The organism is Pseudoalteromonas sp. SG43-7, from assembly GCF_014164295.1.
Lineage (GTDB): Bacteria > Pseudomonadota > Gammaproteobacteria > Enterobacterales > Alteromonadaceae > Pseudoalteromonas > Pseudoalteromonas rhizosphaerae.
In genome coordinates, this window is record NZ_JACJEY010000049.1 from 21,092 (window position 1) to 36,096 (window position 15,005).

Genomic DNA, 15,005 nt, shown 5'->3' on the forward strand with positions numbered 1-15,005 from the left:
TATCCTTTAAAAATTCCGACTTATCGACCTTCAGTCCAAGAGTCAGAGAACTCGATGTTGCCATCAAGGTATGTCCAAGTAATGCGCTTATAACGTAAACATACTGTTTCAAGGTGCGGATAACGCTCCTTGTCTAAGTCTTTTACGTTGTGCATTGTTGGTGAGATTGACGTAATTTTTACATCTTCCAACTTGTGGCAGAAATACTCACGCTCAGTCCCTGTGTCATCGATACGGTACCATTTAAGCTCAAGTTGCTTAAGTGTTTGACCGTTCGAGCACGCTTTATACAGATACGGTGTAGCTGCATCTACCGCTTTAGTAATTACAAACGGTTCATGCTTACGTGTACCTGTAAGTTCACCCGTGTCGTTATCTGTAGGAATGCGAAGTTCATGATCAAAGTGTAGGATCTCAATTGAACCTTCACGCTCTGCAACAGTTACAGAACCTTTGATGTCATTACCTTGGTCATCCTTTAACCACATATACGCTGGAATTGCCATTTCATTATTCTCCTTTTAGAATGAAGTGTTTCCTGTTAGTTGGCATTGGCATAAACAACCATGTTTATGCCCCCCAAAAAGCCCTCTGCTTCATGCCACTGGGGAACATGTCCCAAGTTGGATGCAACCAACTTGGGGCAATTTTTTACAAAGACGGATTATCTAACTCTAGTATTAGCGACATCGCGTCAAATGGAGTTTGCAAAACAGCTAACTTTTCGAAATGTTGCTGTACACTTTTAGGTAATTGCTTAAACTTATACTCTGCGTCTAATTCAGATACCCAAGTACTTGAAACAAAACTATCAATATCGTTCTTCACCTTGCTCGGCGTAACTGCTTTGTAAAAATAAGCTGCTTTTAAATAGCTTTCGTACTGAATTTTCATACAAGCACTCAGCGCAGAATAATGCATATAATCAATAGCAGTCTTTGTCATTTCTAAGCTAATACCATCGATTTGTAATTCAGTGCTGCTTATTTTCTTCGCATTTGAAAAACATTTATCCATCTGCTTTTCAAATGCGATTGTTGCTACCTGTAGCTTTTGCTTTGCAAAAAACACTTTATTATCACTGGCTATTGCGTTGGCTATACAAGCCAAAAGCAAACTGAGTAAACAGACCATTTTAATCATTTTTACAACCATTTATCATCGCCTTCCAAAATTATCGCTCTTTATATGAACTACTATTTCTATACGCACTATATGAAATTTTTTGTAATTCATATCTTTTAATTTTTGACACCGAGGATAACGATTCAGCCATCAGGGCAAAATCTGTATTAGATATATTAAATTGTGCAACCAAGGCCCCATTACCTACAAAAATTGCAGCTAGACTACCGAAGCTCAGCGCTTTTGTAAGTTGATCAGTATGTTTAGTGAGCTCTCTAGCTTTATCTAAATACTCTAGATTTTTTTTAGAAAACTCCAATCCACTAATATTTGGACACTTCATTTGTAAACTCCTTTTAATGCCCCAAGTTGGATGCAACCAACTTGGGGCAATTTTTTCCATCTACATTTTTACACCAACCAGCTACTCACCAAATTGACGTATTTACACTTTAAAAGCCTGCGTTAAATGCGTTTCATCGGCGGCTTGGCAGTTCATTTTTCGCCAGGCATCTGCCCTACTAATGCCAAACGCACATCAATACCTTCCACTTGGAAATGCGGCACTATGTAAGTACTAACGCGGTAATAACCAGGGTTACCCGGAATTTCAGCAACAGTCACTTTGGCATCTTTTAATGGGTGCGTTGCAATTAACGACTCATCTGGGTTGTTCATTTTCGTAACTAACGCACCTAACCAATCATTAAGCTGCTGCTCTAATTCGTGGCGTGGTTTGCTAGAACCTATGTTTTCACGTTGTAACACTTTTAAGTAATGCGCAATGCGCGATACTAAGAAGATATACGGTAAACGCGAGTTAATACGTGCGTTTGAGGTTGCTTCTGGCGTTTCAAGCACTTGTGGCTTTTGCGCACTATTAGCTGAGAAGAAACACGCAAAGTCTGAATTTTTATAATAACTAAGTGGAATAAACCCTTGGTTAGCAAATTCAAGCTCTTTAGTCTCTGAGATCAATACTTCTGTTGGGATCTTAGTTTCTGAGCCTTTACCTGCTTCGAATGAATGAAGTGGTAAATTCTCAACTTTACCGCCCGACTGTGGGCCACGAATGTTAACTGCCCAACCATTATCATGGAAACTGCGAATAATATTGGCGGCAAAAGCAAACGTTGCGTTACCCCATAAATAGCGCTCATGGTGTTCACTGTTTACATCTTCTTGGTAGTTAAAGTTACGCAGTGGATTAGTTTCACCATACGGTAAGCGCAATAAGAAACGTGGGAACGCTAGGCCGATATAGCGTGAATCTTCTGATTCACGGAAGTTTTTCCAACGTAAAAATTCAGCACGCTCCATGTACGAACCAATATCTTGAATTTTAGATACTTCATCAAGTGAGTCTTTCAAGAAAAACTTAGGTCCTACGCTGCCCATAAATGGGCAGTGCGCCGCAGCTGATACGCGTGAAATTTCTTGTAGTAATGAAACATCTGGCGCTGAACAATCAAACTCAAAGTTCGATACCATAGTCGATACCGGTTCGCCACCTGGGGTGTCGTAATCTGAGGTATAAACATGCTTGTACAATGCTGATTGCGTGGTATCAGGCGCTTCTTCAAAGTCATCACGCAGGGTTTCTTTATCAACGTCGAGCATTTCGATTTTGATGTTGGCATTGTTTGGCGTGCGATTAATTAAATAACGTAATGAACGCCAAGCTGATTCCATTTTTTGGAAGTTTGGATTATGTAAAATCTGGTCTAACTGCTGTGAGATAATCGTATCAACTTTCGCAATATAGTCATCTAACAACAACTTATCGATACGCGTAACTTCTTGGCCGCTGCTGCCAGCCATATCTAAAAATACATTGATTGCCGCTGTTAAACGCTCATTCGCACGGGTTTCAGCAAGGTTGCTGGCATCACGAAAAGTGTCTAATTTGATCTCATCTGCAACTGGGGCAATATCGACCAAGTTACAAAGGCTTTCGTAGGTTGATACCGGAGCTTGCTCAATTGAATGAGCTGCAACGTTTAATTGTTCTTGCATTGACATGGTAACGTCCTTATTCAGTAACTGGGTGTTTTTCGTCTTCAGAAGCAAGCGGGGCAATTTCATCCAGCTTAGCTTTTAACTCATCAAGTTCTGGCTGGTTTTGTAATACCCGCTCTAGTTCTTTACGTAATGATGAGTTATCCAAAAGATTCGATTTCAAGTCACGCAGTAAGTTACGCATTGCCATCATTTTATTTAACTCAGGTACCTGTGAAGCAACTGATTCTGGATCAAACGATTTAAACGAATCAAACTGTAAATTCACGTTGATCTCGCCATCGCCTTTGATCTTATTAGCAACTTGAAAGTTTGCCTTTGGTGCCATATCTTTTAACACTTGCTCAATATTATTTTTATTGATTGTTACGCGTTCACGCTCAGCAAGGTCTTGGGTATTTAAACCATTAGAGTAATCACCAATTACCAGCATTTTTAGTGGCAATTCGCTTTTTTGCGATGCGCCATCCGTATCAAGCTCTAAAGAGATATTGATCCGAGCTCTTGGGATCTCTTTTTGAAATGTATCTGTCATGTTTCTTCCTTTGCAGTTTGTATCAATTCCAATTAACCTCGACCCATTAGTCAGGCTCTTGTAACTAAATCCAAGCTATTGCTTGAGCCGGATTGGTTACCATCATTCGCTGACTAATTTGCTTAGCAGCTAAACTCATTTCATCACTTTCTGCCAACGACAGATTGGCGTAACATTGTTTGGCAAAACGCCATACTTCCATGCAAAAATGTTGTTGCCACTTCGCTAATTGAAAAGTTTCAATTTGCTCAAGTAATTCGGTTAAAATTGCCAAAGCGTGTTCATAATGCTCCGCTTTAAGTAACAACTTGGCTTTTAATAATTGGCTTTGTGATTGGTCAAACCCGGTAGGGGTACTTAATTGCTCAACCTTGCTAAGCGCAGCACTGAGTTGTCCTTGCACTACTTCATCAGCCAATAAGCTATAATGTTCATCAAAAATATTGCCTTGCGAATTATTGCTTGCTGGTGTTTGTGCATTGCTAATTTCAAGTAACGTTTCTTTATTGGCTGGGCTGCATAACCCTGTGCCATCGTCGTACTGTAAATGAGTTAAAAGCGGAAACTGACTAGTTAAATTAATCAATTGCTGCTCAAGCCAGTAACTTAGCTTGCCTTTATTTAATTGTTTTAACGCACTTAATACCAACATTTGTAAGTTGAGATTAAATTGCATCGCACCTTCCATAAATAAGCCTTCAGCAAGCATGAGTGCCTGCTCTGGTTGTTCACTGGCAAGTGCATTTTCAATCGGTGCAAAAGCCGCAGCTCTTGGTGCTGGTAAGCGTGTTTTACCATTTTCATTAGCCGGTATTTTCAGCCCAGACCAACGTGCAGCACGTGATAATTTAATCACCCGCTCGATGTTATTTTGTTCTTTATCAAAATTCAGTAATTCACGAATAGCTGATAAATAAGCCGTGTCACTGCTGAGATCACCAACCGTAATACTTGCAACTTGACTTACAGAGCTGTGCACTGATGATGTTGAATTTGTTGCCGGTGTACCGTCGCTTGGTGCTTGTTCAGTATCGTCTTTACTAACAACTGACGGCTCGACTGCCTTTGCAACTGGGTTGCGTTTCATTTGCTCGTCAGTCCACTCGTTTAAAGTAGATAAAGGACCTGATTCACTATCTAATAATGGTACTGAGTGTTGGTTGTAATCGGTTAATACCGCATCTAGTTCAGCCCATTGTTCTGCGGTTGCCGAATGACTTTGCGAAATCCCTTTTAGACGTTCTTGTTGCTGTAAAAACCAGGTATTTACAGCACTGCGCATGCGCTCTTTAAGTGGGTGTACGTCGTTGCTAAAATCAGCCAATATCTTATTAAACAATTTGATTGAACTAATTAACCCCTGCACCCCAAATTCACTGGTTGCAGCTAAGCATAAGTAACTAACAATACGTAAATCTTTACTCTTATTCTGTAATAAGTCAGTTGCTTGAATAAACATCACTTTAAAATCAACCTCACCAACACCCGATGAAGATGCTTTGAGACTTTTAAATGTTTCTTCGTATTTTAAATCTTCGCCACACGGCAAACCTTGCAATGGTGCAGCAAGTTCATCCAGCCATAGTTGCCAGCTATTGTGAGTATGTGGTTGCTTTAAACTCATGCTTTACACCATCGTCTTAGTGCATCGTATACACTTACGTTATCCATATCGGCAAAATTAATACTGTAGTCACTTGGCACTTTGCTCAATGGTAAATTCGTCAAATCAATAATTTGTGTTGATTTGTCTTCATTTAACCAAATCGAGCTAAAATAGGATGCCGATACAGGACGACAAAACACCGTTAAACTAGGCGCATGATCTTCACATCCTAGTTGATAAAAGAACCACGGTTGCCAGTTGTGATCAGCAACCACAGATGCTATTAAATGCAGCCAAAACCCAGCGACCAAGGCGCTCTCATGACTAAACTGTGGCATTGGTAAACGAATACCAAATTGACTGCGTAGACAGCCTCTATTTGCAATCGACTTCAATACTGCAGATAGTTCTTCAATTAATACAGCACGCTTATGCACATCATTCATCTGGAGATGCTGCCACAGCACACTCATCGGTATCATGCGCAGTTTATCTAGCTCTTGATTTAAATTTGGTTGTTGCTTCAACGCATCAGCAACCTTGTTATAAGCATGAGCTTGTTCCGCCATCGCATCAATTGATGGCGCTTCTTTAATGCGATCATTCACACCAATTAAGTGCTCAATCACATGACTAGCATATAAAAACAAAAATGCTGGATGGCGTTTATAAGTTTCTAATCCGCTATGTATAAAAGAGCTAAAAGGGTAAAAACGGCCACTACTATCTTTACTTGGTTGTAAAATACCAAGCAAACTACTGTCTTCACTGTTCCCAGATACAAAAAACAACGATTTAACACCATTAAGTACAGCAACATTATTCGCCTTTCGACCACGATTAAGGTGAGCAAATCCTTCTTGTAACCAATGATCAAATGCCACTGATTCACGCGATGAAATATTTAACTTCACAAAATCAGGTCGTACTGGTGTTTTCCCCATATAACCGTAAGAAAACTGTTTTACTAGTAACGGCGATTTCTTTTTAGAAAATAAATTAAACATATCCGCCCCTACTGTACCGAATTATTATTCGACTGCGCATATTGCGGCGATTTCGAAAACAACGAGTTCGGTAAAGCAAACGAAGTCAGCATATATTTTGAGAAAATACCGCTATTACGCCCTGATTTTAAGGAAAACTGTACTGTTAATTGCTGTTCTGACTTATCGGTTAGTTCCCATGTAGCTAAGAACTCAGTGCCTTTTATCCATTTTACATTAGCATTATTAAGCACTTTAAGTAGCGCCCACGGACCATCTTGCTCAATCGAAATTCGATTGCCTTTATTATCTAAACCATAAAGAATCGCTTTTTCTGCAGCACCACGACCAGGCCAAGAAAAGTTACGCCACTCCTCCGGCTCATTACGATAGCGATAACCTTGCTCTGAAAAGCCTAAATAAGTTTCACGAATGCCTCTTTGTGGTACTGGCATCATCTGAAAATTAAAGCCCGCAGAATCTGCGCCACTAGTAAATAGTGAACGTGTTACTTTATTTGCTTTTGTTAAACCATCGAGTAATTCTTTACTAAAGCCAATACCAACACCATTCCACTGTTTTTCTTCCCATACGCCACGACGTACTTTCATAAAAGGTTTCAGTTGAGTGTTAGTAAAGTTCCATAATATGCCCGACTCAGTGTTTAAAAACTCCGACACATCAGCAATCGCGGCATCAGGTCCATTTAGGTTAAATGGGTACTTTCCTGCGATGCTGTTGCTGTACATTGTATAAACTTGGTTTTCCCACTCTTCATTTAACTGGCTTCGTGCTTTGGCCATAATTGTGGCTATACCCGCTTGTAAAGGCGCTTTGAAAAGAGTATCCAACGTTTCTTTTGTTTGTGGGTCTAAAGCACGTGTTTGGCTTTCAATGATGATCCATGAAGACTGCAAAGCATTGGTTTGATTATTACCTGAGAGTAAATCTTGGACAAAAATCATAGCTTGGCCATCATCTTCATTACTCGCCGCCATCGCTTTTATGTCTGAGTGGATGCTGCTTAATGAACTAATGTACTGGCCCATGTAATCAGAACTGCGCTTATTATCATCGTTTTGTGTAAAACGGCGTAAATCAGCAAAGCGAGATTCCAGCTCTGGCGCTCTAACCGTACTCATTTGTGAAAAATCAGGGCTGTTCATAGCTTGTTTAGCTAGCTTTCCTTTTGCTGCTTTTTTCTGCGCAACGTCGGCAGCACCGGCAACTAAGGTCGCAATTTTGTCATTATTCGCGGTAACGGCTGAAGGTTCGTCAGCAACCATTATGTTATTGTTCACCAGCATCATTAAATCTATCAATGGGCCATCGTTTGATGAAAGGCGAGCAAAATCAATACTTGCATCGTTTAAGTCTCTAAACGCTGGGACTTGAATACTATTTAAGAATTCGAACCAAGTATTACCGTAATCCTTAAAGTAATAAGCACGCATTGCTTTGGCTAACGACTCAGCTTGTGCTTCATCTACAGCATTTTGCCCTTCGTCATTACTGGTGCCCATAACCCAATCGCCTGAGAACACTAACCGTGAAATACGTTTAATTTCAGGATATACATATTCTTGCCAACCAGCATTGGTATATACATAAGGAATTGCATAGCTACTTTTTAATACATCACGGTTATTAGCCGACATAAACTGATTAAGCTGTAATGCTTTTTTGCGCTCAGCAAAGCTTGTTATCACTTGCTTATACAGAGGCTCAGCTTCAGGTTGAGTATTTAAACTTTCGCGCGCAGTATAAATTGCGGTTTCATTTGCTTGCCAAAAATTAATCTTCCCAGGATGCTCTAGATCAGTACCTAAATTAGCTAAGTACACATCTAACAATGCAGTTAATTGACTATAAATGGGTGTATCTTGTTGCGCTGTTAAATCAATATTAAAGTGATTACTAATAAAACTAAGTAGCTGCTGTTTAGCAAATTCATCATTTTTATGTTCGGGGTGTGTGCTTAGCATTAAATGTAATTTAAGTGCTTCGTAATAAGGTTGTCGAATACCTACGCGTGACTCCGGCTCATCAGAGTTCCAACGGCTTTCATACTGTTTTAATTGTGCTAACACCTGTTTTTCAGCAGGAAGTGTGATCAATTGGTTTAACTGGTTAAATAATACATTCGCGACACTTTGAGTTGTTTCGTCACCTTCGTAAATACCAAAAATAAAATACCAAGGTAAGCTTTTTTCATAACTTACAAGCTCCTGATAATGCTCAAATAATGCAAGTGTTGCAGCTAGCTTTTGATCCGCCTTCGCCTTATTTACATTAACTTCAACCACCGCTTTCACGCGTGCTTCGCCTTGGTTAAGCAATAACTGATTACTGGTGTATGAGGTAATCAATAACGCTGTAATCGCCGCTATTGAGGCAAGCCCCGTGGTTACAGTTAAACCTTTTAACCAACGACCTACTAAGCGCTTTTTACGATTACCCCGAGTTAAATCTTGTAGTTTAAAAACAACATCATTAAAAACGCGATTAATAAAATAGCTTTGGGTGATTGTTTCTTGTTTTTGTTCAACCACAACCGCGCCAAATTGATCGCGTACACCGTTGGTGATTCGCTCAATTGGTGTGCCCTCTTGTGTACCTGAGGTAAAATACACGCCTGCAAACCAAGGAACTTCTTGGTACGGATTCGCTTTAAATAGCAAGTTTACAAATTCGGTTAGTTTTGTTGAGGCCGATTTAAACTGATTAGGAAAATCAAGGATCAACTGTTTACGATGCTCATTTCGTTCACGGGCCACTTTACTTAAACGTTGCTGGCACAAACGTTCGTATAATTCATCCATTCTGAGCTCGAACATTTCAGCCGGATCGGTTTTTTGGTCTTCACTAATATCAAGTAAATATGCGCCCCACACTTGCTCGCGCTCTTTTTCAGATAAGTCATTAAAAAAAGGTTCAAAGCCACTAATTAAATCGGTTTTTGTGAAAGTGATATAAACAGGGAAAATAACACCTAGTTGCGTGATCAACTCTTCAATACGTTCACGGACTAACTTTACATGCTGGCGAATTTCTTCACTGTCAGAGGTTAAAACATCAGCCACACTAATTGCGACCATTACGCCATTGATAGGTAATTTTGGACGGTACTTTTTCAGTAAATTTAAAAATGATAACCACTCTTTGTTTTCTGATTGCTCAGTTGTGTAACGTCCTGCGGTGTCAATTAAGATCGCTTGATCTGAAAACCACCAATCACAGTTACGTGTGCCACCAAAACCTTGAATATGCAGTTCGCTAGAGTTTGAATACGGAAAATGTAATCCAGAGTTAGCAAATAAAGTACTTTTACCGGTCGCTGATGGACCAATGATCATATACCAAGGTAGTGCATAAAGAGCCGTATTACCACGATAGCCAGCGCCTAAGTGCGATGCTTTTAATGAGCCTAACGCTTCTTGCATTTTTTCTTTTATTTCATCAAGCTCAGCACTTGAGCCCGCATTGTGATTTGCAAGTTCAGAAGCTAACTTATCGCCAGAACGCTTAGTCCATAACCAACGAGTAAAAATAAATAAAATGAATACCGCCGTAACTGCTCCCATAGCAATCAGCTTTTTATCAGTCGTGTCTAAGCCCACCATGCGCCCAGCAAACCAAACAATGCTCAGCACTGCAATTAGACCGATCAACTGTCCTGTGGCGCGAGATGACACTAAGCCCAGTAAAAAATGCACTAGGCCACTTTTATTTACTCTTCCTTGCATGGTATTGCCTTATCGTGTCTCGTTGGTTTTATTCAATTGAGTGAGTACTTCCACCTGATTACTTATGGTTTGCGTACTCTGTGTAGCCTGCTTGTTGATCACAAAATGAAAGCCTGCAAATAGGGAAGCGATTGAGCCTAAACAAATCGACAGAATAACCCAATAAGGGACATTACGACCGACTTTCATAGCAAACCCTTCAGCAGGTACGCCATTATCAGAAAGCAGTGCATTAGGCGTGCCTTTGACATCTTCAATTTGTGCACGAATGTCAACTATCAAAGCTTTAAGCTGTTCTATTCCTTTAACTTTATAGATACCTTCAAAACCCAATTGCAAACAAATATAGTACACTTCTAACGCCGCAAATTTATTTTCACCGCCAGTACGCAAAGTCGCTAAACGCTCAAAAAACTCTTCACCTGCACGGTTATTGCCAAAAAACTCTAACTGCAGCGGTCGTGACATCCAGTCCATACGAAAATGCGCTCCGGAGCTCATTACAAACTCATCACACATTGCAGTAAGAGCAAATTTTACTTCTTGCATCACACTAGTCGTCACTTGTTGGGCATAACAATTACGCTCAAACTCATCAAAACTATTTAATAACTGATCACGAAAATCGTTCAGCTCAAGATCGGTTGATTGCTTGAGCTTTAATGGCGATAACGCATTTATAACCGGTGATATACAGGCGATTAAATCTTGTTGTTGTGATTGTTGTTGCATCATTTCACCTAACTTAATTGCGTGCGACAGTAACTATTTCGATTTGCGCAGCTTGCAAACCAAATGGAATAAATAAACTTAACGACTGCTCTTCGATTATTTGCTGCCAAATGTAACCATGTGATTCAAGACGGAAATATTCATATCCACTCTTTATTGCTAATTTATTTGGCGGCCGTTGGCAGTGAGTTAGCTGAACACCTGCAAGGGCTGATGAAATCATAATATCGAGTTTTTCAGTTGCGCCAACTTTAACTTGGTCGCTAAATGTTTCAATCCACTTGGTATCCTCAGCTTCAAAATAAACCGCTAGATAAAAGTCGTTATGCTCAAAAATTGCTGAGTCAATAGTCGCAACCTGATGAATAGCATTGGAAACTTTTTCAAGTTTAAGGCCAGCCATTTTCTTAGGCACAACACCTTCAAGTAGCTTAGTTAGCAACTCATCTAACTTACCAAATACATGGCTGAGTTGTTTATGCTGATAAGGAGGGACTTGGTTTACTAAATCACTGTGTTCAAACATCGATACAGAGCTGATCAAATCAACCAATTCACAGTACAAACGCTCTGGATGAACTAATGACAAACTTTTTAAATGATCCAACCGCTTTGCTGAAGGTGCCATCGCATTAAGTAATAAAAAGCTATTCATCTCGTTTGGACCAAAGTCAGTCACTGAACCAAAGTTTTTCCTGCGACTAAGCAACACATTGACTTTCGCATTCACTAAATTTGCGGTGCGATTTAATAGCTCAGTTAAATATACCGAAGCACTGATATTTAACAGTGGTGGTACAAAGTGTTTATTAACAACAAAAGAGCCGTCTTCTGCGCGGACTATTTTCAAACACGCTAAAGTATCAAAATAAGTTTTTACATCACTATCTGTTAATAATATAAATTTAGGGTGCGCTATCAGCACTTCACGATTACGTGCAGCATCATGATCATCATTTAATTCAATATAGTCTGCATGATAGGCACTGAGCTGACCGGTTGTTGCATAACCCTCAATATTACTAACGATTTTATTGGCAGCAATCGCGATGTAAATAATCACTTCATCTAGGTTAGGATCTAATTCCAGCTTTAATTCGTCATGTTGTTGGCGATCAAAATCAAGTAATCGACCATTTTCAAGTAACAATTTGAAGCTAGTAATTTTTAATAGCCCACGCGATAACGCTGACTCATCAATTGCAAGATGCTGGATACCAAACACCAATGGAGAAATAAGTCGCTGTCTTACAATTTGATTTTGCTCATGATACTCATCAAATAACTGAAAATGGTGTTGTGCTAATAATACACCTTCAGCCCAGACGGGTTTTACGGGGGCTTTAGTACTCATTACTGTGCCTCATCCACGTCAGGCAACTGCACTTCATTATTTGTGATCAGCACATCTAATGCAGTCGATAATTTAACCGGACCATCACCTAGTTGATAATACGTTTTCCATTTATCTCCTTGGCGATCTCTAAATAACGCAACAATTGCCACAAAACGAGCATTTTCAGCTTGTTCAAAAGCGATCGTTGTTTTTTCAGCAGGATTAATAGTGCGTTCTTCTAACGTGATCAATGAATTTGCTAATACTGATTTATCTGACTTCCAAAGTTCTTCAAACGTTGCTGTTTTAAAGCTCTGAATATCAGACAATTGATACACTCTGAGAACCACTGGAAGTGCTTCATCAAACTGATTTAAATTTAAATTATCTGTTGCTGTAATGTCTAACTCTACATTAGTGCTCATGCACGCAGTGAGTGACATTAACAGCACAGCTAAGATTACTTTATTTATTGCAAAACGCATTTAATACCTCATTAGATATTTTAAAATTGATTATTCAGTTTTTACAAAGGATCTCTTCATAAACAGGGCAAATAACCCTATTAAAACGCACTGACGCACAATCGGACCAGCGATTGCCATTTAAAATTCTAGAAAAAAAGCCTGAACTTTTATTTTCTTGATTTTCAACAGCTAGAGACTTGATGACAACATGATCGATTGAAGATATTAATTTAGAATTTAAAACTATTAACTCTTGAATATAACTAGATATATTTTCATTAATTAAAATAATGTTTCCATCGTTCTTTGGAGGATTATTCAAAAAGAAGAAAAACTGATCTATAACGGATTCAGAAAAAACACGATGCGCAGGAATACCTGTTTGATCTAGTAAAGAGGAGATGTTGCAGGTTAGAGACCAAGCCAAGGAGTAAAGGCTATCAACCTGATTTATAAAATCTTTTTTTCTCATTTCATCATCCTTGATTTAACTTAGTCAGCTTAAAGGTGCACTAACGCGGTAATTCTTCAGTCCTTAGAATTAGCGCATGATACAAACATAGTTGTTAAAATGTCAACTGAATCCAGTGCAAAAACACAACTATTTATCAAATAAAGTTGTTCCAAACAAAAACAACAACACCATATAATTTTAAAAATGAACATATTATGAACCTATTTACATATACTCTAAATATCGTTAATTACAAATATTTTATTGATTATCGTTAGAGTAATGTGTATTTTTACACGCATTATCGACCAAGGTAGCCAAAGGACAAGGAAATGTCTCAATCACGATTATTGTTAGATATTAATGACAAAACAATGAACGTAACTCAGGTAAAAGGGATTGAACGCTTAAATAAAAGCTTTGAGTTTGACCTGATTTTCGACACCCTCACTGATGAGCCTTTAAACGATTTACTATTACAGTCGGCCTTAATTACATTTGTAAATAAAGACAATTACTATCGCCACCAAGCAGGTCTCATAACACAAAGCACCGATCTTGGGTTATTCAACAACAAGCGTCGCTATCATATCGTCATAAAAGATCGATTGAGTACGCTAAAAAACACCTCAGATAGCAAAGTATTTATCGGCGTTAATTTAAAAGATGTTTTACACTACCTAGCATCACAAGCCGGATACTCTCAAGGTCAAGTAGATTTCAGAGTTACCCAACCGTTTGCTGATATGTCTCAGTGTGTACAAGCAATGGAAAGTAATTGGCAGTTTTTTCATCGTTTACTGGCTTCCTATGGTTTATTTTATTGGTTTGAAAGCAAGGACTCGGCTGAAATACTGGTGATAAGCGACAGTAATTTAAATAGTTCCTACCTTGAGCGCGGCGTTTTAGAAGTTACCAGTAGCGCTGGAATGAATAACCAACACAGAGAGCAATTTGTTGGCTTTATGCATGCTCAACTTACTGAGTCTATTTATAACAATACTGCAAACAGTGCAGCCTATGGGCAATTTAATACCGTTGCCAGCAATAGCCAATCATTCTTTGAACCCTGCGCGTTATCGCAATCCGCCGCAACTAATCAAGCACAAAATTTTAGTAGTGCACTCGCAAGTTTAAATAAAGTTATTAGCTTAACCGGTAACGTATGTGATTTATTTGCGGGATGTTCGATTTCATTAAGTGATAACACCGGCATTGGTAGCAGTGGTGACTTACTCTGTATCGCAGTCGAGCACTTCAGCGAGCAACCAAGTGACGAAAGTAGCCATGAAGGGCTCTCTAAATACAGTTGTAAAGCGCAATTCATTGAACGAGGAACGCCATTTAAGCCACTCCCTATTCCCCATCAAGCAAAACCGATGGTATTTCCTGCGAAAGTAGAATCACTGACCGGCAATGCATTTATTGATGACAACGGGCAATATCGAGCCCGCGTTGATTTTGACAAAAATGCCAGACCACTAACGCAGTCAAGCCCTGCCTTGCAAAAGTTAGCGCTGTATGCATGCCAAAACCAACCTCAGGCCACTGGATGGCACTTTCCACTCGTCGGTGGTTCAGAGGTACTAATAGGCTGTATTAACAACGACCCTAATCACGCCTACATTATGGGCTTTGCACTAAATAGCGATCAACCAAGCGTTGTAACCGCCGCCAATCCAACGCATAACCGATTATTAACCGCAGCCCACAACGAACTACTATTTGATGATGACGACAATGAGCCAAAAGTCATTTTACAAACTCTCGCCAGTGAACATTACTTTGAGTTAAATGCTAAACAATCAGGCCGCCAATTTATCGAATGGATCAGCCAACTTGGGACGATAAACTTACACGCCGGGCGCGATTTATGCCTAGAAACCGAGCAAAACAATGTACAGTTTGTGATAAAGAACAATCAATTTATTGATGTTAAAAATGAACTCAAACAACAAACTAACAACGGCAATATCAATTACCAAAGTGCCGGCAACAA

At 39.4% G+C, this 15,005-nt stretch carries 13 protein-coding genes; 1 reads left to right on the forward strand and 12 read right to left on the reverse strand.

Features of this window, described 5'->3' with window-relative positions:
- Positions 1-20: 20 nt before the first annotated feature.
- The 12 genes from H5200_RS18135 to H5200_RS18190 all read right to left on the reverse strand — a co-directional run bounded on the left by H5200_RS18135 (position 21) and on the right by H5200_RS18190 (position 13,024).
- Positions 21-506 carry an Hcp family type VI secretion system effector gene (locus H5200_RS18135; RefSeq protein ID WP_007584479.1) on the reverse strand — a complete coding sequence of 162 codons (486 nt, stop codon included), beginning with the start codon at positions 504-506 and terminating at the stop codon, positions 21-23.
- 145 nt (positions 507-651) lie between these two features.
- Positions 652-1,155 carry a hypothetical protein gene (locus tag H5200_RS18140; RefSeq protein WP_182719400.1) on the reverse strand — a complete coding sequence of 168 codons (504 nt, stop codon included), beginning with the start codon at positions 1,153-1,155 and terminating at the stop codon, positions 652-654.
- A 19-nt stretch (positions 1,156-1,174) separates the two neighbouring features.
- Positions 1,175-1,528 (reverse strand): hypothetical protein, encoded by a 354-nt coding sequence (locus H5200_RS18145; protein WP_182762099.1) that lies wholly within the window; start codon positions 1,526-1,528, stop codon positions 1,175-1,177.
- 92 nt (positions 1,529-1,620) lie between these two features.
- Complete coding sequence (gene tssC, locus H5200_RS18150) at positions 1,621-3,147, reverse strand: type VI secretion system contractile sheath large subunit (RefSeq protein ID WP_145242487.1); 1,527 nt, start codon at positions 3,145-3,147, stop codon at positions 1,621-1,623.
- Between the two features lie 10 nt (positions 3,148-3,157).
- The gene (tssB, locus tag H5200_RS18155; RefSeq protein ID WP_145242489.1) at positions 3,158-3,679 is read right to left on the reverse strand and encodes a type VI secretion system contractile sheath small subunit; all 522 of its coding nucleotides are present in this window, start codon (positions 3,677-3,679) and stop codon (positions 3,158-3,160) included.
- A 64-nt stretch (positions 3,680-3,743) separates the two neighbouring features.
- The gene (locus H5200_RS18160; RefSeq protein WP_145242491.1) at positions 3,744-5,303 is read right to left on the reverse strand and encodes a TssA family type VI secretion system protein; all 1,560 of its coding nucleotides are present in this window, start codon (positions 5,301-5,303) and stop codon (positions 3,744-3,746) included.
- A complete protein-coding gene (gene tagF / locus H5200_RS18165) occupies positions 5,300-6,292 on the reverse strand; it encodes a type VI secretion system-associated protein TagF (RefSeq protein WP_145242493.1) in 993 nt (330 codons plus the stop codon). Before tagF ends, H5200_RS18160 begins: the two co-directional genes overlap by 4 nt.
- An 8-nt stretch (positions 6,293-6,300) precedes the next feature.
- Positions 6,301-10,017, reverse strand: coding sequence for a type VI secretion system membrane subunit TssM (gene tssM, locus H5200_RS18170; RefSeq protein ID WP_145242495.1), 3,717 nt, complete (start codon positions 10,015-10,017; stop codon positions 6,301-6,303).
- Positions 10,018-10,026: 9 nt separating this feature from the next.
- Positions 10,027-10,752: a type IVB secretion system protein IcmH/DotU gene (gene icmH / locus H5200_RS18175; RefSeq protein WP_257326852.1), complete on the reverse strand. Its 726-nt coding sequence runs from the start codon at positions 10,750-10,752 to the stop codon at positions 10,027-10,029.
- A gap of 10 nt (positions 10,753-10,762) precedes the next feature.
- Positions 10,763-12,103, reverse strand: coding sequence for a type VI secretion system baseplate subunit TssK (gene tssK / locus H5200_RS18180; RefSeq protein ID WP_182740570.1), 1,341 nt, complete (start codon positions 12,101-12,103; stop codon positions 10,763-10,765).
- A complete protein-coding gene (gene tssJ, locus H5200_RS18185; RefSeq protein WP_145242499.1) occupies positions 12,103-12,570 on the reverse strand; it encodes a type VI secretion system lipoprotein TssJ in 468 nt (155 codons plus the stop codon). The genes tssK and tssJ overlap by 1 nt, the downstream gene beginning before the upstream one ends.
- A gap of 34 nt (positions 12,571-12,604) precedes the next feature.
- Positions 12,605-13,024: a hypothetical protein gene (locus H5200_RS18190; RefSeq protein WP_182730837.1), complete on the reverse strand. Its 420-nt coding sequence runs from the start codon at positions 13,022-13,024 to the stop codon at positions 12,605-12,607.
- 314 nt (positions 13,025-13,338) lie between these two features.
- Here H5200_RS18190 and H5200_RS18195 point away from each other — a divergent pair.
- Positions 13,339-15,005: type VI secretion system Vgr family protein (locus H5200_RS18195; RefSeq protein WP_182762101.1), on the forward strand; the 1,667-nt coding region annotated here is incomplete at its 3' end.

Excerpts from the sequence above, each read along its gene's own strand:
- H5200_RS18135 (WP_007584479.1), bottom strand. The coding sequence starts at position 506 with ATGGCAATTCCAGCGTATATGTGGTTAAAGGATGACCAAGGTAATGAC.
- H5200_RS18140 (WP_182719400.1), bottom strand. The coding sequence starts at position 1,155 with ATGGTTGTAAAAATGATTAAAATGGTCTGTTTACTCAGTTTGCTTTTG.
- H5200_RS18145 (WP_182762099.1), bottom strand. The coding sequence starts at position 1,528 with ATGGAAAAAATTGCCCCAAGTTGGTTGCATCCAACTTGGGGCATTAAA.
- tssC (WP_145242487.1), bottom strand. The coding sequence starts at position 3,147 with ATGTCAATGCAAGAACAATTAAACGTTGCAGCTCATTCAATTGAGCAA.
- tssB (WP_145242489.1), bottom strand. The coding sequence starts at position 3,679 with ATGACAGATACATTTCAAAAAGAGATCCCAAGAGCTCGGATCAATATC.
- H5200_RS18160 (WP_145242491.1), bottom strand. The coding sequence starts at position 5,303 with ATGAGTTTAAAGCAACCACATACTCACAATAGCTGGCAACTATGGCTG.
- tagF (WP_145242493.1), bottom strand. The coding sequence starts at position 6,292 with ATGTTTAATTTATTTTCTAAAAAGAAATCGCCGTTACTAGTAAAACAG.
- tssM (WP_145242495.1), bottom strand. The coding sequence starts at position 10,017 with ATGCAAGGAAGAGTAAATAAAAGTGGCCTAGTGCATTTTTTACTGGGC.
- icmH (WP_257326852.1), bottom strand. The coding sequence starts at position 10,752 with ATGATGCAACAACAATCACAACAACAAGATTTAATCGCCTGTATATCA.
- tssK (WP_182740570.1), bottom strand. The coding sequence starts at position 12,103 with ATGAGTACTAAAGCCCCCGTAAAACCCGTCTGGGCTGAAGGTGTATTA.
- tssJ (WP_145242499.1), bottom strand. The coding sequence starts at position 12,570 with ATGCGTTTTGCAATAAATAAAGTAATCTTAGCTGTGCTGTTAATGTCA.
- H5200_RS18190 (WP_182730837.1), bottom strand. The coding sequence starts at position 13,024 with ATGAGAAAAAAAGATTTTATAAATCAGGTTGATAGCCTTTACTCCTTG.